25 protein-coding genes are annotated in these 20,868 nt (G+C 60.7%); 5 read left to right on the top strand and 20 right to left on the bottom strand.

Features of this window, described 5'->3' with window-relative positions:
* Positions 1-6 precede the first annotated feature (6 nt).
* Positions 7-1,002: a hypothetical protein gene (locus tag DWQ09_18140; GenBank protein ID KAA3626145.1), complete on the top strand. Its 996-nt coding sequence runs from the start codon at positions 7-9 to the stop codon at positions 1,000-1,002.
* 93 nt (positions 1,003-1,095) lie between these two features.
* Here the strand turns inward: DWQ09_18140 and DWQ09_18135 are convergent, their stop codons facing one another.
* Positions 1,096-1,584, bottom strand: a complete 489-nt coding sequence (locus tag DWQ09_18135; protein KAA3626144.1) for a hypothetical protein — start codon at positions 1,582-1,584, stop codon at positions 1,096-1,098.
* Here DWQ09_18135 and DWQ09_18130 point away from each other — a divergent pair.
* From DWQ09_18130 to DWQ09_18120, 3 genes are all read left to right on the top strand, one after another.
* Positions 1,583-1,765, top strand: coding sequence for a hypothetical protein (locus DWQ09_18130; GenBank protein KAA3626143.1), 183 nt, complete (start codon positions 1,583-1,585; stop codon positions 1,763-1,765). The two genes, DWQ09_18135 and DWQ09_18130, sit on opposite strands and share 2 nt — an antisense overlap.
* 121 nt (positions 1,766-1,886) lie before the next feature.
* Positions 1,887-2,519: a hypothetical protein gene (locus DWQ09_18125; GenBank protein ID KAA3626142.1), complete on the top strand. Its 633-nt coding sequence runs from the start codon at positions 1,887-1,889 to the stop codon at positions 2,517-2,519.
* 90 nt (positions 2,520-2,609) lie between these two features.
* Entirely contained in the window at positions 2,610-3,095 is a 486-nt protein-coding gene (locus DWQ09_18120) for a hypothetical protein (GenBank protein ID KAA3626141.1), read from the top strand.
* A gap of 727 nt (positions 3,096-3,822) precedes the next feature.
* On the opposite strand, the gene DWQ09_18115 is transcribed toward DWQ09_18120, so the two are convergent.
* On the bottom strand, positions 3,823-4,509 hold the full coding sequence (locus DWQ09_18115; protein ID KAA3626140.1) for a hypothetical protein: 687 nt from the start codon (positions 4,507-4,509) through the stop codon (positions 3,823-3,825).
* Positions 4,510-4,892: 383 nt separating this feature from the next.
* On the opposite strand from DWQ09_18115, the gene DWQ09_18110 reads away from it, so the two are divergent.
* Positions 4,893-6,131 carry a YeeE/YedE family protein gene (locus DWQ09_18110; protein KAA3626139.1) on the top strand — a complete coding sequence of 413 codons (1,239 nt, stop codon included), beginning with the start codon at positions 4,893-4,895 and terminating at the stop codon, positions 6,129-6,131.
* A 20-nt stretch (positions 6,132-6,151) separates the two neighbouring features.
* Here DWQ09_18110 and queC read toward each other — a convergent pair whose 3' ends face one another.
* The 18 genes from queC to DWQ09_18020 form a co-directional block, all read right to left on the bottom strand.
* Complete coding sequence (gene queC / locus DWQ09_18105; protein ID KAA3626138.1) at positions 6,152-6,826, bottom strand: 7-cyano-7-deazaguanine synthase QueC; 675 nt, start codon at positions 6,824-6,826, stop codon at positions 6,152-6,154.
* 21 nt (positions 6,827-6,847) lie between these two features.
* On the bottom strand, positions 6,848-7,489 hold the full coding sequence (locus DWQ09_18100; protein KAA3626137.1) for a 7-carboxy-7-deazaguanine synthase QueE: 642 nt from the start codon (positions 7,487-7,489) through the stop codon (positions 6,848-6,850).
* 190 nt (positions 7,490-7,679) lie between these two features.
* Positions 7,680-8,555, bottom strand: coding sequence for a tol-pal system protein YbgF (gene ygbF / locus DWQ09_18095; protein ID KAA3626136.1), 876 nt, complete (start codon positions 8,553-8,555; stop codon positions 7,680-7,682).
* A 2-nt stretch (positions 8,556-8,557) separates the two neighbouring features.
* Complete coding sequence (pal, locus tag DWQ09_18090; GenBank protein ID KAA3626135.1) at positions 8,558-9,115, bottom strand: peptidoglycan-associated lipoprotein Pal; 558 nt, start codon at positions 9,113-9,115, stop codon at positions 8,558-8,560.
* A 35-nt stretch (positions 9,116-9,150) separates the two neighbouring features.
* Positions 9,151-10,461: a Tol-Pal system beta propeller repeat protein TolB gene (locus DWQ09_18085; GenBank protein KAA3626134.1), complete on the bottom strand. Its 1,311-nt coding sequence runs from the start codon at positions 10,459-10,461 to the stop codon at positions 9,151-9,153.
* A gap of 3 nt (positions 10,462-10,464) precedes the next feature.
* Positions 10,465-11,400: a cell envelope integrity protein TolA gene (gene tolA / locus DWQ09_18080; GenBank protein ID KAA3626133.1), complete on the bottom strand. Its 936-nt coding sequence runs from the start codon at positions 11,398-11,400 to the stop codon at positions 10,465-10,467.
* A gap of 4 nt (positions 11,401-11,404) precedes the next feature.
* Positions 11,405-11,842 carry a protein TolR gene (tolR, locus tag DWQ09_18075; GenBank protein KAA3626132.1) on the bottom strand — a complete coding sequence of 146 codons (438 nt, stop codon included), beginning with the start codon at positions 11,840-11,842 and terminating at the stop codon, positions 11,405-11,407.
* A gap of 38 nt (positions 11,843-11,880) precedes the next feature.
* Complete coding sequence (gene tolQ / locus DWQ09_18070) at positions 11,881-12,555, bottom strand: protein TolQ (protein KAA3626131.1); 675 nt, start codon at positions 12,553-12,555, stop codon at positions 11,881-11,883.
* Between the two features lie 11 nt (positions 12,556-12,566).
* Positions 12,567-12,995 (bottom strand): tol-pal system-associated acyl-CoA thioesterase, encoded by a 429-nt coding sequence (gene ybgC, locus DWQ09_18065; GenBank protein KAA3626130.1) that lies wholly within the window; start codon positions 12,993-12,995, stop codon positions 12,567-12,569.
* Positions 12,985-14,037: a Holliday junction branch migration DNA helicase RuvB gene (locus DWQ09_18060; protein ID KAA3626129.1), complete on the bottom strand. Its 1,053-nt coding sequence runs from the start codon at positions 14,035-14,037 to the stop codon at positions 12,985-12,987. The genes ybgC and DWQ09_18060 overlap by 11 nt, the downstream gene beginning before the upstream one ends.
* Before the next feature lie 43 nt (positions 14,038-14,080).
* Positions 14,081-14,689: a Holliday junction branch migration protein RuvA gene (locus DWQ09_18055; GenBank protein KAA3626128.1), complete on the bottom strand. Its 609-nt coding sequence runs from the start codon at positions 14,687-14,689 to the stop codon at positions 14,081-14,083.
* On the bottom strand, positions 14,686-15,180 hold the full coding sequence (locus tag DWQ09_18050) for a crossover junction endodeoxyribonuclease RuvC (protein ID KAA3626127.1): 495 nt from the start codon (positions 15,178-15,180) through the stop codon (positions 14,686-14,688). The genes DWQ09_18055 and DWQ09_18050 overlap by 4 nt, the downstream gene beginning before the upstream one ends.
* A gap of 14 nt (positions 15,181-15,194) precedes the next feature.
* Entirely contained in the window at positions 15,195-15,941 is a 747-nt protein-coding gene (locus DWQ09_18045; protein ID KAA3626126.1) for a YebC/PmpR family DNA-binding transcriptional regulator, read from the bottom strand.
* Between the two features lie 139 nt (positions 15,942-16,080).
* Positions 16,081-16,749: an alpha/beta fold hydrolase gene (locus DWQ09_18040; protein ID KAA3626125.1), complete on the bottom strand. Its 669-nt coding sequence runs from the start codon at positions 16,747-16,749 to the stop codon at positions 16,081-16,083.
* A 20-nt stretch (positions 16,750-16,769) separates the two neighbouring features.
* Positions 16,770-17,867 carry a quinolinate synthase NadA gene (locus DWQ09_18035; GenBank protein KAA3626124.1) on the bottom strand — a complete coding sequence of 366 codons (1,098 nt, stop codon included), beginning with the start codon at positions 17,865-17,867 and terminating at the stop codon, positions 16,770-16,772.
* A gap of 42 nt (positions 17,868-17,909) precedes the next feature.
* Entirely contained in the window at positions 17,910-18,413 is a 504-nt protein-coding gene (locus DWQ09_18030; GenBank protein ID KAA3626231.1) for a dihydroneopterin triphosphate diphosphatase, read from the bottom strand.
* A 97-nt stretch (positions 18,414-18,510) separates the two neighbouring features.
* Positions 18,511-20,283 (bottom strand): aspartate--tRNA ligase, encoded by a 1,773-nt coding sequence (locus DWQ09_18025; GenBank protein KAA3626123.1) that lies wholly within the window; start codon positions 20,281-20,283, stop codon positions 18,511-18,513.
* Between the two features lie 141 nt (positions 20,284-20,424).
* On the bottom strand, positions 20,425-20,697 hold the full coding sequence (locus DWQ09_18020) for a zinc ribbon domain-containing protein (GenBank protein ID KAA3626122.1): 273 nt from the start codon (positions 20,695-20,697) through the stop codon (positions 20,425-20,427).
* Positions 20,698-20,868 lie beyond the last annotated feature (171 nt).

Genomic DNA, 20,868 nt, shown 5'->3' with positions numbered 1-20,868 from the left:
TTAACTATGAAGGTTAAGCAAACCGTCTCATCCATGGTGCTGGTCGTAACCTCTGCCTACGCAGGATTGGGCATAACGGCGGCGGCGACCGATCCTGCGTCAGCCGCACCGGCCACCTCATACGCCATAACAAAGAGCATGGATCCCGCGGTTTGGAGCAATGTCGTCAATCAGATGATGCAGGGACAACCGGCCATTGGTACCTGCGCTGCGTGTCACGAGGCGGAGACCGTCGCCCGGTATCAGAAAGACTACGGTGCTTATCTGAATATGGCTGACTCGTCTTACCAAGCCATGGGGAATCCCGCAGCCTGGACGGGAATGATGAATCCCGGGACTGCTATGAATCCCGGGACTGCTATGAATCCCTTGTCGATGATGAGTCCCGGGACGGCCATGAACCCGATGTCGATGATGAATCCTGCCAGCAGCATGATGAACCCGATGAGTTGGATGATGAATCCGATGATGGGCATGATGAATCCCATGATGATGGCGCCGATGATGGGCATGATGAATCCCATGATGATGGCGCCGATGATGGGTATGATGAATCCCATGATGATGGCGCCGATGATGGGCGGCATGACCAACCCGATGGGTATGATGAGCCCGGGTATGGGCTCGACGAATCCCATGGGCATGATGAATCCGATGAATATGATGAACCCCATGATGATGGCACCGATGATGGGCGGCATGACCAACCCGATGGGTATGATGAACCCGGGTATGGGCTCGACGAATCCCATGGGCATGATGAATCCGATGAACCCCATGATGATGGCGCCGATGATGGGTGGCATGAGCAACCCGATGGGTATGATGAGCCCGGGTATGGGCTCGACGAATCCCATGGGCGCTATGAATCCAGGGATGGCTGCCCCGGGTGGACAGCCGATGAATCAGATGATGGACCCCAAGCAGTACGAACAGTTCTTCAAAGCCTGGACGCAGATGATGCCAGGCACGGGTCAAACGACCCAACCTGCTGCCAAGTAACACCCCACGTTTGCCGCGTCAGGAAGAAACGCGCCTCAGGCGCGTTTCTGGTTTCTGCAACCTGTTTCCAGGCGAACGGTCGGAGCAGCGCTATTACTGACCTTTCCTGTCGGGCGTCGCCGGAGCAGCCGGTGCCGCGTACGACGGGTTGATTGCGGTCCACGCAGTGGGGTCAAACCAGTTGAAGGGAACAGCGGTAGGTGCCGCCTGAGTCCCGGGCAAAGCATAGGCGGCGGGGTTCATCCACTGCATGTAGGTGGCCGGGTTCATGTAGGCGGTATAAGCGCCGGGGTTCATCCACTGCATGTACATGGCAGGATTCATGAAGTGCATGTACGGCGCGGGGTTCATCCATCCCATGTAGGTGGCCGGATTCATAAAGGTGGTGTAAGAGGCCGGATTCATCCACGCCATCATGTTGTTGGGATCAGCAAACTGCATCCACCACTGCGGCTGCATGAACTGGGCGTAGGTCGCGGGATGCATCAATGCCGCATGTGCGGAGGCGTGGGCGCGGGGGTCGATGAACATTGCCCAACCTTCTGGACGGGCGAGGTTGAACTGCAATGACGGATTGCCCATGGGCATCACCGTGGATGTATCGAAGGGCGCCTGTGCGGGATTTGCCGCACTTGCCCCCGCGGATGCCGCCTGCAACGTCCCGCTCACCGAAAAAACAACAAAGAACATAAAAAACAAAAGGTTACGCATTGTATTGACCTCCGATACCGGTGTACCAAACAGCCTGCATATCACCGAATAGTAGACATTATTTTCCATTTCCACCCCGAAGGGGATACAGACCCTGAAATACGTATATAACTATATTCTAAAATACTACTTACTTGCAGCATCACCGATTTTTTACTAACGGGAGGGAAGTCATGTTTAAGCGCTATTTGGTAGGACTAACACTGGCATTGGCTCTTGGTTTTGCCGTTGTTCCGCAGCAGTCTCAGGCCCAGGTGCCGAATTGGTTTGGAGGTATGGGCGCACCCGGTGGTGCCGCACCCGTGCAGGGATTTGGTGGTGGCGTGCCGCAGTTCAATCTGGCGCATCCGGGCGGTTGGGCGATGTTCATGAACCCTGCCACCTACCCGGCCATGATGAATCCGGCGACCTACGGTCAGTTCATGCAGCCGCAGTGGTGGATGCAGTTTGCTGATCCCAACAACATGATGGCGTGGATGAATCCGGGCGCCTACTCCGCTTTCATGAATCCGGCAACTTATATGCAGATGATGAATCCGGCCGCCTACAGCCAGTTTATGAATCCAGCGGCTTATATGCAGTGGATGAATCCGGGCGCCTACGCGGCCTTCATGAATCCCGCCACCTACATGAGTTGGATGAACCCCGGTGCCTATACCATGCCGATGGGTCAGCCGGCGGCGGGTGGTGCTGCCGGCTTCAACTGGTTTGACCCCAATGCCTGGACGCAGATGATGCCTCAGACGGCTCCGGCCGCCGGCGCTGCACCTGCGGCACCTGCCGAGGTCCCGCAGGCTAAGAAGTAATCCGGTTGTAGTGCCGGACACGGCACCGGTCAGAGTATCTCTGGCCGGTGCTTGTTTGTTTCCCAAGCATTCATTGAGAAGGAGCGCACCGTGCTAAATCGCAATCGTTTTCTCCGATTGTTCACTGTCGCCGTGCTGTTGCTCGGTCAAGGGGTGGTCTTTGCCCAATATCCCATGCCGCCCATGGGCGTGCAGCAACCCATGATGCCAATGCCGGGTGCGATGCCGGGTATGCAACCCATGGGTGCGGTCAATCCGCTGGCCGTGCTCGGGTTAACCAATGAGCAACTGCAGCAACTGACCGAGATCGGAAACGCCGCGCGCGATGCCAGTCTCGGCACCATGAAGAGCATGGGGGAAGTCGCCCAGAAACTACCCGGTATGATGATGGTGCCCAACCCGGATCCGCAGGCCATAGGTGCGATGTACGGCAAGATGTTCGCACTGCAACAGCAGTTGATTGAAGCCGCGATCGCCACCTACAACAAACAACTCGCTGTTTTCACCAAGGAGCAGCGTGAAAAATGGGAGGCCATGCGTAGACAGATGCCCGGTTTCCCAGCAGCACCCAGATAGGGTCGGCCACCTGGCAATCCACCCCGGATGCAGATCATGTGTCCGGGGTTTTCCTTTTCCTCCGCCTCTTTTTCTTTCAAGGTAGCTGCGGCGCATGCAGTGTCGCGCACGATTGTCGCGACGTATTGACCGCCTTTTGCGCGGCAGCGTTGCGCTGTGTTGATCGAGGGTGGTGCTTGTGCGTGCATTCGACCCGGGGCGCAATTCAACCCTGACCAGCGAAACTCGCTTGTAGCTGACTCTGCATTCCGACCCAAACCGCAACCCCGGTGTTCTGGAATCGCCCTTGTCTTGATGCCCAGGGCTGAAAGTCGTGACGTTCCCAAACCCTTTCTGATGCCCTCGCGATCCCGCTGTGGCCCGTTGCATCATGATCCTCGGTGACGGTGGATTGACCCGCCCGCGGGGCGCTGATGCAGATGGACACCGAGTACGGGCCGTGGATCGACAGAAGGGCGCAGTGACATCGGCGCGACGCGTGAGCGGGCGGTGGAGGGTGTGGGACCTGGCGGGCGCACGCGTGGATACGGGTAAATGCCACAATGCACCTGTTGATAGGAACCGATCTCAAAATCCCCCGCGCACCCCTGGGGTTCAATTCAGCAGGCGCGGGATTTTGAGATAGATTCTGATAGGGGAGGTCGTTACCGGGTCGCGGTTGCTGAGGATAAAAAGAAGGGCCGCCACCCGGAGTGGCGACCCTTCGGATCCTACGTCGCGGCGTGGTTTACTGGTTAGGCTGCACCGGTACGGCGGTGGGCTGCCCGGGGATCATGTTCGGCATATTGAACATGTTGAACATGGGCTGCATGCTGCGCGGATCCATCATCCATTGCATACGCGGTGTGTACCAGTTGGGGTCCATTGGCGCGAAGAATGGCTGATAGAAAGCGGGGTTCGCCATGGCTGTCGTCCAGCGAGCCATCATGTTGGGATCCATCATCCCCATCATCGGTCCCCAGACGTTGGGATTCATGGGCGCCATCATCCAGTTCATGTACATCGCGGGATTCATGAAGCGCATGGCGGTGCGCATCATTTTGTCGAAATCGGTCATGCCGCTCATCCAGGTATCCCACATGACCGGTTCGGTGGAGCATTTCATCATGACGTGGATGGTGCGCGGGTCGTAGATAGTCTGCGCCAACTGTGCGAACTTGGCAGGATCTGACATGTATTCCGCCATCACCTCCATGTCCGTGAAGGCTTTCAGGTGCGGGCGAATCTTTTCAAAGTCGCCCTGATCAACGCCCTGGCATTCCCCGTAGTATTGTTTCGCTTTCTCGAACTTGTGCTCCATTGCCTGCGTTCGAGCGTCGGTGCCCGGGGGTGGCTCGGCTGAGATCCCCGCACCGGCCACCGCCGCTAATAGCAGTGTGGCAAATACAGACTTCGTGATACGCTGAATTTTCATGACTGTTCTCCCGATAGCTGACGCTGTAAACAGAAAATCGATCTAAAGCCCCCTCAGCCAGTCAGTATATTAGAATACACTGAAATGATGATAGTCAACCTGGCAGTATGGGATAGACAGCGATCCAGCCGTGTGGCGGTGTTTTGTTACCCCGCGGCTCTCCGTGTGCCGACTGTCCGGGGCAAGCGGGCCTTGCAGCGGTTTGTTCTCCTGGCGCCGATAGAGTATTGATTCTGAGTCGACAGCAGGTGGGGGACCGAGGTGAGTGTCATCAATGTAGCTTTGTGTCATATAAAAAACTTCTAAGCCTTATTGCGCTGTCCGGGATGGAGCCCCGGTAGAATGGGCACACAATTATAGGGTTGCTGCGAAGGGGGAGAACGGTGGAGTGGAATATTACCCATCAGGTTTTGGCCAGCGCGTGGGTGCTGGCCTTCGTACTCGGTGTTGCGGTTCGCAAAACCGGGTTTTGCACCTTGGGCGCGGTTTCTGATTGGATCAATATCGGTCACTACGGGCGCCTGGGCGCCTGGGGATTCGCCATCGCCATTGCCATAACCGGCGTCCTGATTATGGAGATGACCGGGGTGGTCGACATGAGTACCACGCTGCCTCCCTATCGCAGCTCCAATTTCATGTGGCCGCGGTTTATTCTGGGCGGCCTCATGTTTGGCGTCGGCATGACGCTGAGCAGTGGCTGCGGCAACATGACCTCCATTCGCATGGGTGGGGGCAACATTAAATCGATTGTGGTGTTCACGGTCATGGGCACCTGGGCGTACATCATGACCAAAACCGATTTCTACGGCCTCGTCTTCCACAGCTGGATCCAGCCGCTGAGTATCGATCTGGCCCGGTTCGGTATCGAGAGCCAGGAGATAAGCGTTTTACTGTCCGGGATGCTGGGAATCGAGGCGTCTGCCACACTGCGCTGGGTACTGGCGGGTGCAGTTGCATTGGCGCTATTTGTCGTCATCCTGCGCTCGGAGCACTTCCGCGAGCGCTTTGACTTCTTCCTGGGTGGTGGCGCCGTCGGCATTCTGGTGGTCGTGGGCTGGTACATCACGGGTGGCAGCATCGGTGCAGAGTGGAAGGAGTTCGCGGATTTCATGGATCAACCCCCGGTCGGCGTTGCGCCGCAGTCGCTGACCTTCATCAATCCGACCGGCGAATGGGGTTACTGGTATACCCAGCAGGTGCAGTTGGACCCCTTTGAAATACTCCCCGTCCAGTGGCACCTGATATCGTTCGGGATGATGGTCATTTCGGGTGTCGTGTTTGGATCGTTCGCCTACTCGGTGGTAACCAAACATTTTCACTTCGAGTGGTTCCGCTCCTGGGGTGATTTCGTCAACCATGTCATCGGAGGGACACTGATGGGCATCGGTGGTGTGCTGTCGATGGGCTGCTCGATCGGCCAGGGGGTGACTGGTGTCTCGACGATGGCGCTCGGTTCGATGATCGCACTGGCCGGCATCATCCTTGGCAGCGTGTTGACCATGAAAGTCGAGTACTACCGGCTGGTCTACGAAGAGGAGGCCAACATCTGGTCGGCACTGGTATCGAGTCTGGTGGATTTGCGTCTGTTACCCAAGGGGATGCGAAAACTCGAAGCGGTCTGACCCCTGGCGGGTTGGTGATCTCAGCGTTCGGCGTAACGTGTTGGATCGCTGATGCCCGCGGCCTCGAACCCGGCGGCTCGTAAACGACAGGAGTCGCACCGGCCGCAGGCCAGCTCATCGTCGGCGGCGGCATAACACGACAAGGTCAATCCGTAGTCCACGCCCAGCCGCGCGCCCGTTTTGATGATCTCGGCCTTGGTGAGATCGATGAGCGGTGTGTGCACTTTGAACCGCGCTCCCTCCACGCCGGCTTTGGTGGCCAGATTGGCCAATTGTTCAAAGGCATCGATGAACTCGGGCCGGCAGTCAGGGTAACCGGAGTAGTCAACCGCGTTGACGCCGAGGAAGAGGTCCTGTGCGCCGAGAACCTCAGCCCAGCCGAGGGCGAGCGCGAGAAAAACCGTATTGCGTGCCGGAACGTAGGTGACAGGGATGCCTTCACTGGGTGCGGTGGGCACGTCAATGCCGGTATCGGTGAGTGCTGAACCGCCGATGGCATTGAGGCCCAAATGCAATATTTTGTGTTCGCGTACCCCTAACGCTTGCGCTACACGGCGCGCAGCCGCCAATTCCGCCGCATGCCGCTGTCCGTAGTCAAAACTCAAGGCATAGCAGTCGTAACCCTGTTCCAGTGCCACCGCCAACGTGGTCGTGGAGTCGAGTCCGCCGGACAGCAATACCACCGCTTTTTTCATCGTGCTCCCGATTATCCTGTGTCAGTGTCCGGGGGTGTCGCCCCAGATCAGCTTGTGCAGCTGCAGCTGCAGGCGTACTGACAAGTGGTCCTCCAGTACCCATTCCGCCAACGCGCGCGGGTCGAGTTGGCCCGCGGCGGGGCTGAAAAGCAAAGTGCAGCGTTGCGCCAGTCCGTGCTGTTCGACCATCCGTCTGGCCCACTCGTAATCCGTTCGATCGCAAAGCACGAATTTGAGCTGATCAGTGGGCGCAAGATACTCGAGATTCTGCAGGCGGTTGCGCCCAACTTCTCCGGATCCCGGTGTTTTCAGATCCATGACCTTGATGACCCGGCTATCGACAGCACCCACATCGAGCGCTCCACTGGTCTCCAGCGATACGGTGTATCCCGCATCGCAAAGTTGCCGTAGCAGCGCCTGGCAATTGGGCTGAGCCAGAGGTTCGCCACCTGTCACGCAGATCTGCCTGCAGTCGAACTCCGCAATTCTTTGTCGTATATCGGCAAGGGTCATCCACTCACCGCCCTGAAATGCGTAACTGGTGTCGCAGTAGGCGCAGCGCAAGGGACACCCGGTCAGGCGCACGAATACCGTCGGCTCACCCGCGCTCAACCCCTCTCCCTGCAGGGAGTAAAAGATTTCGGTGATGCGCAGGCTGCACACGGAGTTCGTAGCGGGTTGGGCCTCGGGTTTCAACGGTGGCTGGAGCGGTCACTGAGCCAGGGTGGGTATTCTACCCTAAAGCGCCTGGTATCGAACGGGCTGCGATGCGCGTGACTCGAGAGCAATCGTTTGCCTGATCGGTTGATGGGCGCCGGCGGCTGAACTGCCGCCGACGCCGCTGGTGTTGGCCTTAACGCCCTTCGCTTTTCATGCGCTGCAAACGGTTTTCTGCCAGGCGTGCCGCAGTGGACTGCGGATAGCGCTGGCCGATCTCGGTGAGGGTGGCGCGTGCATCCTGCCACTGCTGCAGTTCGTACTGAGCGTATCCGATTTTCAACAGGGCATCTGCGCCCTTGGGGCTGTCCGGGAAACCGCTAAGCACCTTGCGGAATTCGTCGATCGCCTGCGTGAAGTTACGAGTTACGTAATTGGCTTCACCCAACCAGTACTGTGCGTTATCGGCGTACGTGCCGCCGGGATAGTGCGCGAGAAACTCCTGAAACTGCCCGATCGCGCGCTGGTACCGACCCTCTTTGAGGAGATTGAAGGCGAGCTGATACGCAGCCTGCTCCTGGGCTGGATCGGTGGCCGTCGCGGCAGGTGCACTGCTCCCCGGCGCGGTGGTCGGCGCTGGGGCACCGGTGGTGACGGGCGGACTGGCCGCGCCGGGAGCCACGGCGGGTGCGGTGATCTGCCCACCGGTTTCGACCCGGCGCAGACGCCGGTCGACATCCAGATAGAGATCACGCTGGCGCTGGTTCAGGTTCTCGATAGCGTGGGATTGCACCTCCATCTCGCCGCGCATCTCGCGCACCTCTTCCTGCAACTGCTGCAGACGGGTGAGCACCTCGATCAGCGCCTGGTTTTGCGGGGGGATCGCCGCCGGCCCGGCGGGAGTCAACGGTGACGCGGTGGCACCGGCGGGCGCGGCTGCACGCGGTGGAGTGGTGGTGGTCGCCGCCGGACGCGAAGCGTCGATGACCGGAGCGATATTGGTCTGCGCGCTGGCCGTCCCTGCGGCCAGGCAGAGTCCCATCGCCAGCAGGGAAGGGAATCTCATAGACATAATCACAAGCCCTCGTAGAGGATCTCGACGCGACGATTCAGGCGCCACGAGCTCTCGTCGTGACCCAGCGAAGCGGGTTTTTCCTCGCCGTAGCTGATGGTCTGGATCTGGTCATCGCGTGCGCCCATGAACAGCAGCAATTGGCGGACCGCCAGAGCGCGCCGTTCGCCGAGGCCGATGTTGTACTCGCGCGTGCCACGTTCGTCGGCATGACCCTCCAGGGTCATCCTGGCCGCCGGATTGTTGGCGAGGAATCCGGCGTGGGCGGTGACGATCGCGCGCTCCTCTTCGTTGATCTTGCTGCTGTCGAAATCAAAGTAGAGGACACGTTTGGAAAGCAGGCTCGCCGGATCGTTGAGCGTCTGCATATCGATACCGCCGGGACCTTGCAATCCGCTGGTTTGGGCGCCTGCGCCGTCCTGACCGGTCGCGCCGCCCAGCGTGCTCTGATCATCGACAATGGGCTGCTGCCCTTCATCCTGGATTCCGCCAGTGGTTCCGCAGCCCGCCAAAACCAGGGCGGCCAACACGTAGGGTAAAGCCTTAATAAGGGGTTTCATCGGGGGTTCCTTTCGTAATCTTGTTATCGATCTGGTTAACGTTGCTCGAAGGGTGACCAGGCGGGTTCGCGCACGTCACCCGCCTGAGGTACCAGCCGCTGATGGACGCGTCCATCGACCGAGACTGCCGCCAGCAGTCCCCGTCCGCGATCCCTGGTGGCGTAGAGCAACATGCTGCCATTGGGCGCGAAGCTGGGAGATTCGTCGAGTGTGCCGTCCGTCAGGATGCGCAGGATCTTGTTTTCCAACTCCATGATGGCGACTCGATACTTGTTCTGTTGGCCATTGACGAAAACCAGTTGTTTGCCATCGGGCGAGAAGGCCGGACGGGCATTGTATTCGCCCTCAAAGGTCAGGCGCTGCGGCTTCCCGCCGCTGACCGCGATCTGGTAGATCTGCGGCTTGCCACCGCGGTCGGATGTGAAAGCGATGTGCTTGCCGTCCGGTGTCCACGCCGGCTCGGTGTCGATCGCGAAGCTGTGGGTCAACTGTTGCACCTGGCCCGAACCGATGTCCAGTGTGTAGATGTCGGGATTGCCCTTCTGCGACAGGGTGACCGCCAGGCGCCTGCCATCGGGTGACCAGGCGGGCGCACCGTTGATGCCCTTGAAACGGCTTACCGAGCGGCGCTGACCGGAGTTGACATCCTGCACGAAAATTTCCGGTGCTTTGTTTTCAAAGGAGACATAGGCCAGCCGGGTTCCGTCCGGTGACCAGGAGGGCGACATCAGCGGTTGCGGTGAACGCAGTATCGTATTGGGCGCGTAACCGTCGGAGTCGGCGACCTGCAGCTGGTAGCGCACAGCATCGTCAGTTCCGGGTGGCAGCGCCACGACATAGGCGATGCGGGTGTTGAATGCACCGCGCTGACCGGTCAGGGTTTCGTAGACAATGTCGGCGACATGGTGTGCGGTGCGGCGCAGGTTCTCCTTGTTGGCAGGGATGCTGTAACCCGCCATCTGCACACCCTTGTAGACGTCGAACAGTTGGAACTGCACCACATACATGCCGGGTCCCATCACCTTCACGCGCCCGACCAACAGGTTTTCCACATTCAGAGCGCGCCAGTCGGCAAAGCGCACCTGCGCGCCTTCGTGGGGACGCGAGATGAGGTCCTGATCGGGCAGTGGGGCGAAGCGGCCGCTGCGGCGCAGGTCGCTGGCGATGACACCGCTGACATCCTCAGGTGGCGGCGTGGAACCTTCCCAGGCGAAGGGGACAATGGCGATGGGCAGCGCTCCCTCCGTGCCTTGGGTTATCTCAATGGTAAGGGTGGCGTAGGCCGGGGCTGCAAACCAGATACCCAACCCCATCACTACTGCTAACAATCGTTGTATAGTTCGCAAAGGTCAGCCTTTCGCTGGATCAAACACAAAAACGATCTCGCGCATACGGTCAAAAACGAGAGCGTCGCTGGGAATCGGCAACGGTGATGCGCGTCGCACCGCGGTCTCCACTGAACGATCAAATACCGGATCGCCGCTGGGGGTGATGATCTGCACGCCTACCACATCTCCGCCGGGAATCAACCGCACCCGCACAGTGCACTTCAAATCATTACGCGAACCCGCCGGGCGCAACCAGTTGCGCGACACTTTCTGGCGCATCAGGTCTGTGTATTTGGCAATCGTCTGATTGGCCAATAGTTGGCGTTGCTGCTCCAGTCGCGCATTTTCGGCGGCGATCTGCTCTTGTCGAATATGTTCTTCTTCCTCACGGCGCTGCCGTTCCGCTTCTTCCTTGCGCCGCTTCTCTTCTTCCATTTTACGTTTTGCTTCCAGTGCAGCCAAACGCTGTTCTTCGACCTCGCGCTCCTTGCGCAGTTTCTCCAGGCGCTCCTGTTCCGCTTTCTGCGCAGCGACGCGCTTGGTTTCGGCCTCCTGGCGTTGGCGCTCCGCCTCCTGGTGTTTCCGTTCGGCCACTTTACGCTGACGCTCGATCTCTCTGCGTTGTTGCTCCTCTTCCACGCGTTTCTTCTGCAGATCCGCCAGTCGTTTCTCTTCGGTGATACGCTGATCGCGCAGTTTCTTCGCGGCCTGTTCGGCCTCGCGCTTGCGCCGATCTTCGGCCGCTTTGCGCTCGGCCTCGGCTTTTTCGATCTTCCTGGCCTCCTGTTCGATTTTCTGCTCATCCACGGCCACCGCCTGAATGATGGGCTGCGATTCGGGCGTGGAGATAGATGGAGTCCACTGAAAACTGACGACAACAAGCCCTATGACGACGATGTGCACCAGCACCGAGAGCGCAATCGCCAGTGGGTTCCTGTTGCCGGGTGATGCCTTCATGGTCCTAGCGCGCCCTGCCTTGTGCGGGCGGCTCGGTCATCAGGCCGATGCTCGGTGCTCCGGCCTGTTGCAACAACGCCATTGCCTGGATCACCTGCCCGTAGGGCACCTGGCGGTCGCCACGCACCAGAACCGGCGTCTCCGGCCTGCGGCGCAGCACCGCGGCAACGCGCGCCAGCAACGTGTCAGCGGAAATGGCTTTGCCGCTGCCATCACCGACGTTGAGGAAGAAACTGCCCGCGCTATCCACGGTCACGACCAGGGGCTCGATGTCCTGCCGTGAAAGCGGTTCGGAGGCTGCCTGCGGCAGGTCGACCTTGACGCCCTGGGTGAGCAGGGGGGCGGTAATGATGAAGATCACCAGCAACACCAACATGACATCGATGTACGGCACGACATTGATGTCTGACATGGGGCGGCGGCGGATGCGGACTCGGGCCATTGACGGGTGCTCGTTATTATCCGGATTCTGGGTTGGCTTCAGGAGACGTGCATCTGGCGTTGCAGAATGGTGGAAAACTCCTCGACAAAGGTGTCGTAGCGATTCAACAGACGTTCAACATCGTTGGAGTAGCGGTTGTAGGCGATGACCGCCGGAATCGCGGCGAACAACCCCATGGCTGTGGCGATCAGCGCCTCGGCGATTCCCGGTGCCACCTGCGCCAGGGTGGCCTGCTTGACGTTGGCCAGCGCGCGGAACGAGTTCATGATGCCCCACACGGTGCCGAGCAGGCCCACGTAAGGACTGGTCGAGCCCACGGTGGCGAGAAACGACAGATGGTGTTCGAGGCGATCGGTTTCACGCGCCAGGGCGATGCGCATCGAGCGCTGCGCACCCTCGACGATACTCTTCGGTTCCCCCCCGGTCTGTTTGCGCAAACGGCTGAATTCGGAGAAGCCGGCGGCGAAGATGTTCTCCATGCCGGTGGTCACGTTGCGCCCGGCGATTTCGCGATAGAGCTGGTTGAGATCGCCGCCCGACCAGAATCGGTCTTCGAAGGCGTTGGCCGCGTTCTTGGCGCCCTTCAGCGCGCTCCATTTCTGGAAGATGAAGGTCCACGAGATCAGCGAAGCCAGTATCAGTGCGACCATCACCAGTTGCACGAGAGGGCTCGCGCCGCCGATGAGGTGGATCAATGAAAGGTCAGCCGACACGAGTCATCTCCCTACTCGGTGAGTTGGTTGCGCAGGATTTCCGGGAGGGGGCGTGGCCGGAAGCTCGTCGCGTCGATGCAGGCCACTCGAATACGTCCGCTGCACAGCAGCTCCCCCTTGTTTGCCGGTTTGGTGATCTGTTGTTCGAAGGTAAGACTGGCACGCCCCCGCTCGACGATGGTAGATCGAATCTCCAGCGCATCGTTGAATCGTGCCGGGCGCAGATAATCCACCTCCGCCCTTCTCACCGCGAATATGACATTTTCACGGGCCGCAAGTTCATCCTGGGCGAAACCGAGATGACGCAGCCATTCGGTTCGGGCCCGTTCCATAAATTTCAGGTAATTCGCGTAATAGACCACGCCTCCGCTGTCGGTATCTTCGTAGTAAACGCGTACTGGCCAAAGGAAGCCGGTCACTGTTTCGGCTTTAGTCGCCATTGAAAAGATCGAGATTGTCCCGTTCGTTTGGTTCACTGCGTTGCGGGGCGCGCAGCCCGAAATGCAGATAGGCGTTGCGGGTGGCCATGCGTCCGCGCGGGGTGCGCATCAGAAAACCCTGCTGGATGAGATAGGGTTCGAGCACATCCTCGATGGTGCCGCGCTCCTCGCCGATGGCGGCAGCCAGGTTGTCGACGCCCACCGGCCCACCGTCGAACTTCTCGATCACGGTCAGCAGCAGTTTGCGGTCCATCACATCGAAGCCGCTGTCATCGACGTTGAGCATGGCCATCGCCTGCCGTGCCAGCTCGGCGGTGATGGTGCCGTCGCCTTTCACCTGAGCGTAATCGCGCACCCGGCGCAACAGACGGTTGGCGATGCGCGGCGTGCCCCGCGAGCGGCGCGCGATCTCGGCCGCCCCTTCAGGCGCTGTCGCCACATTGAGGATGCGCGCCGAGCGCTGCACGATGGTGGTGAGTTCCGCGGTGCTGTAGAACTCCAGCCGCTGAACGATGCCGAAGCGATCGCGCAGCGGCGAGGTGAGCAGCCCCGCGCGCGTCGTGGCGCCCACCAGGGTGAAGGGAGGGAGGTCGAGTTTGATCGAGCGCGCCGCCGGGCCCTCGCCGATCATGATGTCGAGCTGATAGTCCTCGAGCGCCGGATAGAGGATCTCCTCGACCTGGGGGCTCAAGCGATGGATCTCGTCGACAAACAGCACATCGCGCGCTTCGAGGTTGGTGAGCAGCGCGGCCAGATCACCGGCGCGTTCGAGTACCGGGCCGGAGGTCTGGCGCAGGTTGACCCCCATCTCGTTGGCGATGATATGCGCCAGGGTGGTCTTGCCGAGGCCGGGTGGGCCGAAGATCAGCACATGGTCCAGCGCCTCGGCGCGTGCGCGGGCGGCGGGAATGAAGATCTCCATCTGCTCCTTGACGGCCGGCTGGCCGACATAGTCGGCCAGTGTCCTTGGGCGGATGGCGCGGTCCAGTGCTGCATCGTCGCTGATGGACTCGCTGCTGACCAGGCGGTCGGTTTCGATCATTGTGTTGTTTTAATCGTGGGGTCCGGGTGCTCTGCGGCGCATTCTACCGTACCGTGGCCTGCAGGGCGCGGCGGATCAGCTCATCGCTGCCCAGGTCGTCCTCCGCCACGGCACGCACCATTCGATTTGCGTCGGGCGCCTTGTAACCCAGCGCGATCAGCGCGCTGACCGCGTCCTGCGTCGCGCCTCCCGTGGCCGGAGCCGCGGTTCCCGTCGCCGGATTGAGCGCGGGTGCGGCTACATCCTCCCAATGCGCGAGGCGGTCGCGCATCTCAACGATCAGCCGCTCGGCGGTCTTTTTACCGATACCGGGCATGCGCGTCAGCGCGGCGCTGTCGTTGTGGTTGACGCAGCTGACGAAATCGTCGGCGCTGATTCCCGACAGGATGGTGATCGCCACCCGCGGTCCTATGCCGCTCACCTTGATCAGGCTGCGAAACAGGGTCCGTTCGCGCTCGGAGTAGAAGCCGTAGAGCGCCTGGGCATCTTCGCGCACCACCAGGTGGGTGTGCAGCGACACCTCTTCACCCACCGCCGGGAGCTGGTAGAAGGTGGACATGGGGGCTTCCACCTCGTAGCCGACGCCGTTGACGTCGAGCAGCAGGCGAGGTGGATGCTTATCGGCCAGGCGGCCGCGCAGTCGTCCGATCATCGTAGTTGAGCACCTGTCTTCAAAAGGGTCTGGTGGGTGTGACCGTGGCAGAGCGCAACGGCCAGGGCGTCGGCGGCGTCGGCTTGCGGCGGGCTGTTCAGGCTGAGCAGGATGCAGACCATATGCTGGACTTGCTCTTTGGTTGCCCCGCCCTTGCCCACGACCGCCTGTTTGATCTCGCGTGGCGAATACTCGCTGACGACGAGGGCGCGGCTGGTGGCGGCGCAGATCGCAGCGCCGCGCGCCTGTCCGAGTTTGAGCGCAGAGTCGGCGTTGCGCGCCATGAAAACCCGTTCGATGGCCATGTGATCCGGCCGGTAATCCCGCACCACCTCGGCGATGCCGGCGAAAATCTCCTGCAGCCGCTCCGGCAGCGCCTCGCCGGCCACTTTGACGCAGCCGCTGGTGATGTAGCGCGTGCGGCCGCCTTCGATATCGATGATGCCGAATCCGGTAATACGGGAACCGGGATCGATACCGAGGATGCGCATGGCCGGAGCGCGGCTCAGCCGAGCTGCGCCATCACCTCATCGGAAAAGTCGGCATTGGAGTAGACGTTCTGCACGTCATCCAGATCTTCCAGCATCTCCAACAGCCTGATCATCTGCTGCGCCTGTTCCAGTTCCACCTCCACGGTGGTGGCGGCCCGCTGGGTGACTTCGGCGTAATCGGGCTCCAGTTGACTGGCCTGCATGGCCTCCTTTGCGGCGACCAACTGATCGGGATCGACGATTACCTCGATCGAGCCGTCCTCGTTGGTGGTGAAATCCTCGGCACCGGCCTCCAGGGCGGCCTCCATGATCTGATCCTCGTTCGCGCCTGCGGCAAACTCGAGGATGCCCGCCTTGGAAAAGAGATAAGCCACCGAACCATCTGTGCCCAGATTGCCGCCGCACTTGCTGAAGGCGTGACGCACCTCGGCCACCGTGCGATTGCGGTTATCGGTCATGCAGTCGACCATCACTGCCACGCCACCGGGGCCGTAACCCTCATAGCGCACCTCTTCGTAATGGGCGCCATCCTGATCCCCCGTGCCGCGCTTGATGGCGCGTTCGACGGTGTCCTTGGTCATGTTGTTGGAGAGGGCCTTGTCGATGGCCGCCCGCAGCCGCGGGTTGGCGGCGGGATCCCCACCGCCAACCCGCGCTGATACGGTGATTTCGCGGATCAATTTGGTGAATAGCTTGCCGCGCTTGGCATCCTGGGCGTTCTTGCGGTGCTGGATATTGGCCCATTTGCTGTGTCCTGCCATACCGACCTCGGGTGAGAAAGGGTTGCGAGATAAAAAATCCGGACAATCATACCGCCCGTGCCGGTTCAGGGGCCAGCGGCGGTCAGGATCCTGGCGACGGGAGATGACCAATGATGACCGCATCGGGCGCGGTGTGAGGTCAAGGAGCAAAACCTCGCTCGGTGCTGAAACTTCCCTGGTGCAAAAAGGTACACACGGCACGCGCAGTGCGCCGGGAGAAGAGCAGGGTGGTATGGGTGAGCGGCAGTTCGACGCGTTCGTGGACACCTTCCAGGCGGGTCTCATCCAACGCCACGGTGCCATCACTGGGCGAGCCCAGACCCGGGAATATGCGCCCGGCGCCGACGCCCAGAGTACCGGCAATGATTCCGATATCCCGCGCTCCCGGCACCGTGACGGGATGACCCAGCAGCGCCTCGTGCGTGCTGTGGCCCAGCATGCGCTGACCCACACGGTAGCCGGCCAGGGAGCGCGCCGCCTGACTGCCCTGAAACGGTGAACCGATGGTGACGATGCGCCCCGGACGCTCGGGGGGCTGCTCCTCGAACATGCGCAGGATCACCAGACCACCGAGGCTGTGACCCACGAAATGGACGACTGGCTCGTTCAGCGTGGCTGCGAATCGGGCCAGATTCCGGGCGTTCTGTGCGACGGGTTGCCGCACGCTGCGATAACTGAAACGGTAGGGAGTGAATCCGCAGCGCCTCAGCTGGCGTGCCAGAAAGGCGAGTTCCACGCCGTTCATCCAGAGGCCGTGGACCAGGATGACGGCTTCCCTCAGTGGCAGGGGCGGCGTCGTGGCTTCCATGCGCGTCGCGCGAGTGGGTCTCAGCTCAGCGCCAGCATGCGGTCGAGTGCGATACGGGCCTGTTCAGCCTCGTCGGCGGGCACGCTGATCTGATTGACCACATGGCCTGCGACCAGGTTATCCAGCGTCCAGAGCAGATGCTGGGGATCGATGCGGAACATTGTCGAACACATGCAGACCGTGGGCGACATGAAATGGATCGATTTGCCCTCCGGTGCCATCTGTTGATGCAGGCGATTGACCAGGTTCAGTTCGGTGCCCACCAGCCAGCGGCTGCCCGGCGCGCCGGCTGTGATGGTCTTGATGATGTTCTCGGTGGAGCCGACGTAGTCCGATTTCTGGCACACCTCGAAGCAGCACTCGGGATGGGAGATCACTTGGGTCTCCGGATACCGGGCCTTGAAGCGGTCGATCTGCTCGGGCTGGAACATCTGGTGCACCGAACAGAAACCCTTCCAGAGGATGATGCGTGCCTGTTGGATCTGCGCGGGTGTCAGCCCGCCAAGGGGTTTGTCGAAATCCCAGACCACCATCTCATCGAGCGGAATATCCATGGCGTAGCCGGTATTGCGCCCCAGGTGCTGGTCAGGGAAGAAGAGGACCTTGTCGCGCCGGGCGAACGACCAGTCGAGCACCTTGCGGGCGTTGCTGGAGGTGCAGACGATGCCACCGTGACGCCCGCAGAAGGCCTTCAGGTCCGCCGCCGAGTTGATGTAGGTGACCGGCGTGACCTGATCGTCCGGATCCAGCACCTCGGCCAGCTCGCGCCAGCAACGCTCCACCTTGGCCAGATTGGCCATGTCGGCCATGGAGCAACCGGCGGAAAGGTCGGGTAGGATCGCAATCTGATCCGGGCGGGACAGAATGTCAGCCACCTCGGCCATGAAATGCACGCCGCAGAAAACGATGTACTTTGCCGCCGAGTCGGCGGCCTGGCGCGAGAGCTTCAGCGAGTCGCCGCTGAAATCGGCATGCTGGAACACCTCGTCGCGCTGGTAGTGGTGACCGAGGATCACCAGATCACTGCCGAGTATGCGCTTGGCTTCGGTAATGCGGCTGTTGCACTCGTCGTCGTCCAACAGGGTGTAATCGTCGATGTTCAGGCTGCTGGCTAGCATGCTGGAATCTCCTGCGCAATCTCGTCGAGATTGTCGCTGTGCTCACTCAGTATCAGATAAGGCATCGGTTTGGGAGGATGGTTCATGAAGCGGGCTGCCGACCAGCGCAAGTATGGCGATTCGGTTGGTCCACGAGCCGGCCAGTTGCGCGGCCTTGCTGCGCGCCAGCCATTTGTAGCCCAGATGCTCCTTCGGGTTCAACCGCACCGCGGTGCGGTTTTCCAGGATGATACGAAATACATGTTCGCGGTTGTAGCGGTCATTGGGGTCGTAGCGGTGCCGCCAGGCCTCGATAATCGGGAAATGATTGGCCAGGTGGCAGTCTTCAAGCGCGTCCCCGGCATCGATGCCGGTCTCTTCCAGGAGTTCACGCCGGGCGGCGACGGTTTCCTGTTCTTCGTCGCGCAGGCTGCCGGTCACCGATTGCCAGAAACCGCGTGGCTGAGTGCGTTCCATGAGTAGTACCTCGCCTGTCACGGTAGCTACGACCACCAGTACTGAAACGGGGTGTTTATAGCGGGGTTTTGATGGGGTGACGGTCGGCATTCTCATAGGTCGGGTTAGCGCAGCGTAACCCGAGAAATTCCTGTGGTCCTCGCCCGGCGTCGGGTTACGCTGCGCTAACCCGACCCACCCGATTTACTTACGGCATGTGTTTGACGCGGATGTTGAGTTCATCCAGCTGCAGCGCTGATACCGGCGCCGGGGCCGAAGTGAGCGGGCAGCTGGCGGTCTGGGTCTTGGGGAAGGCGATGACGTCGCGGATCGAGCTGGAGCCGGTCATCAGCATCACCAGCCGATCGAGGCCGAAGGCGATGCCGCCGTGGGGCGGGGCGCCGTATTTGAGGGCGTCGAGCAGGAAGCCGAACTTCTCGCGTATCTCTTCTTCGCTGAGTCCCAGCAGGCCGAAGACCGCGCTCTGCATCTCCTCGCGGTGGATGCGCACGGAGCCGCCGCCTACCTCCATGCCGTTGAGCACCATGTCGTAGGCGCGGGACAGGGCATTGCCGGGATCGGCCAGCAAGGCCTCGGGATCCTGGTTCTGCGGTGCGGTGAAGGGGTGGTGCAGGGCATCCCAGCGGCGATGATCCTCGTTCCACTCGAACATCGGGAAATCGACCACCCACAGCGGGCGCCAGCCGTGCTCGACCAGGCCGTTGTCCTCGCCGAGGCGGATACGCAGCGCACCCAGTGCGTCGTTGACCACGCGAGCGCTGTCGGCGCCGAAGAAGATCAGGTCGCCATCTGTCGCGCCGGTACGGGAGAGGATTTCGCTGATCACCGCATCGGGCAGGAACTTCAATATCGGCGACTGCAACCCCCCGCGGCCCTGGGCGATGGCGTTGACCTTGATATAGGCCAATCCCTTGGCGCCGTACTGGCTGACGTACTTGGTGTAGTCGTCGATCTCCTTGCGCGTCAGTTCGCCGCCCTTGGGCATGCGCAGCGCGGCGACACGGCCCCTGGGATCATTGGCCGGGCCGGAGAAGACCTTGAACTCGACATCCTTCATCAGGTCGCCGACATCGACGAGCTCCAGCGGGATGCGCAGGTCGGGCCGGTCCGAGCCGTAGCGGCGCACCGCCTCGGCATAGCTCATGCGCGGGAAGGGGTCGGGGAGGGCTATTTCCAGGGTCTTGGCGAAGAGCTGGCGGATCATCTCTTCCATGACGTTCATGATCTCGTTCTCATCCATGAACGAGGTTTCGATATCGAGCTGGGTGAACTCGGGCTGGCGGTCGGCGCGCAAATCCTCATCGCGGAAACAGCGCACCACCTGGTAGTAGCGGTCCATGCCGCTCATCATCAGCAGTTGCTTGAAGAGCTGCGGCGACTGGGGCAGCGCGTAGAACGAACCCGGATGATTGCGGGCCGGCACCAGGTAGTCGCGTGCACCTTCGGGTGTCGCCTTGGTGAGGAAGGGCGTCTCGATCTCGAGAAAACCCTCGTCGTCCATGAAGTTGCGCAGGATGCGGGCGATCTGGGCACGCAGGCGCAGCTTGCGCTGCATGGTCGGGCGGCGCAGATCAATGTAGCGGTAGCGCAGCCTGGTCTCGTCATTGACGTCGATCTCGTCCTCGACCTGGAAGGGTGGGGTCTCCGCCCGGTTGAGAACCTCCAACTCCTTGACCAGCACCTCGATCTGCCCCGTGGGCATGTTGGGATTCTCGGTGCCTGCGGGGCGGTGGCGTACCCGTCCGCGGATGCGCAGCACGTACTCCGAGCGTGCCCGCTCGGCAGCCTGGAAGGGTTCCGGGGTGTCGGGGTCGATTACCACCTGAGCGATTCCCTCGCGATCGCGCAGATCGATGAAGATCACCCCACCGTGATCGCGCCGGCGATGGACCCAGCCGCTGAGTTCAACCTCTTGATCCAGATGGGAAATGTTCAGCTGGCCGCAATAGTGGCTGCGCATGATGCTTCGGTCCTGTTCAGGCGTCCGGAAAAACGCGAAATGTTAAGGCTTGGAGGGGTGGTAAGCAAGGAAGGGCCGGTCACAAACCCTGAAACGATCAAGGCCGAGCTTAGCTCGGCCTTGTCGGGAGTACGATCGGGTTTACTCGCCGACGCACGAAGCGCAGGTGGAACTCTTGGAATCGGCGCAGGCGGGAGCCTCTTTGTCCTTCTTGGCGATATTGCGCTGGTCGCCCTTTTTGAAATCCGTTTCATACCAGCCGCTGCCGCTCAGGCGGAATCCGGCAGCCGAGATCAGTTTCTTGAGCGCCGGTTGTTCGCAGCTGGGGCATACGGTCAGCGGGGCATCACTCATCTTCTGGATGGCCTCGAGTTCGTGACCGCATTCTTTGCAAGCATATTCGTAGATCGGCATTGACGCACCTCATGCAACGGTTGCTATGACCTGGGGTTGGATATAAGGGTGTACCAGGTCAATTTCAAGTCGGCCAATTATAGGTAAGTCCGGGGAAAAAAACACGGATTTTCAGTGGGTTCTTTGGGTATTGATGTTGGCTTTCAGACTTTGCCGCTACACTGTTAGCCC

It is taken from the genome of Pseudomonadota bacterium (genome assembly GCA_008501635.1).
Taxonomy (GTDB): domain Bacteria; phylum Pseudomonadota; class Gammaproteobacteria; order QQUJ01; family QQUJ01; genus QQUJ01.
The sequence above is the reverse complement of the archived record's forward strand: the minus strand, read 5'-3'. Positions and strand labels throughout refer to the sequence as shown.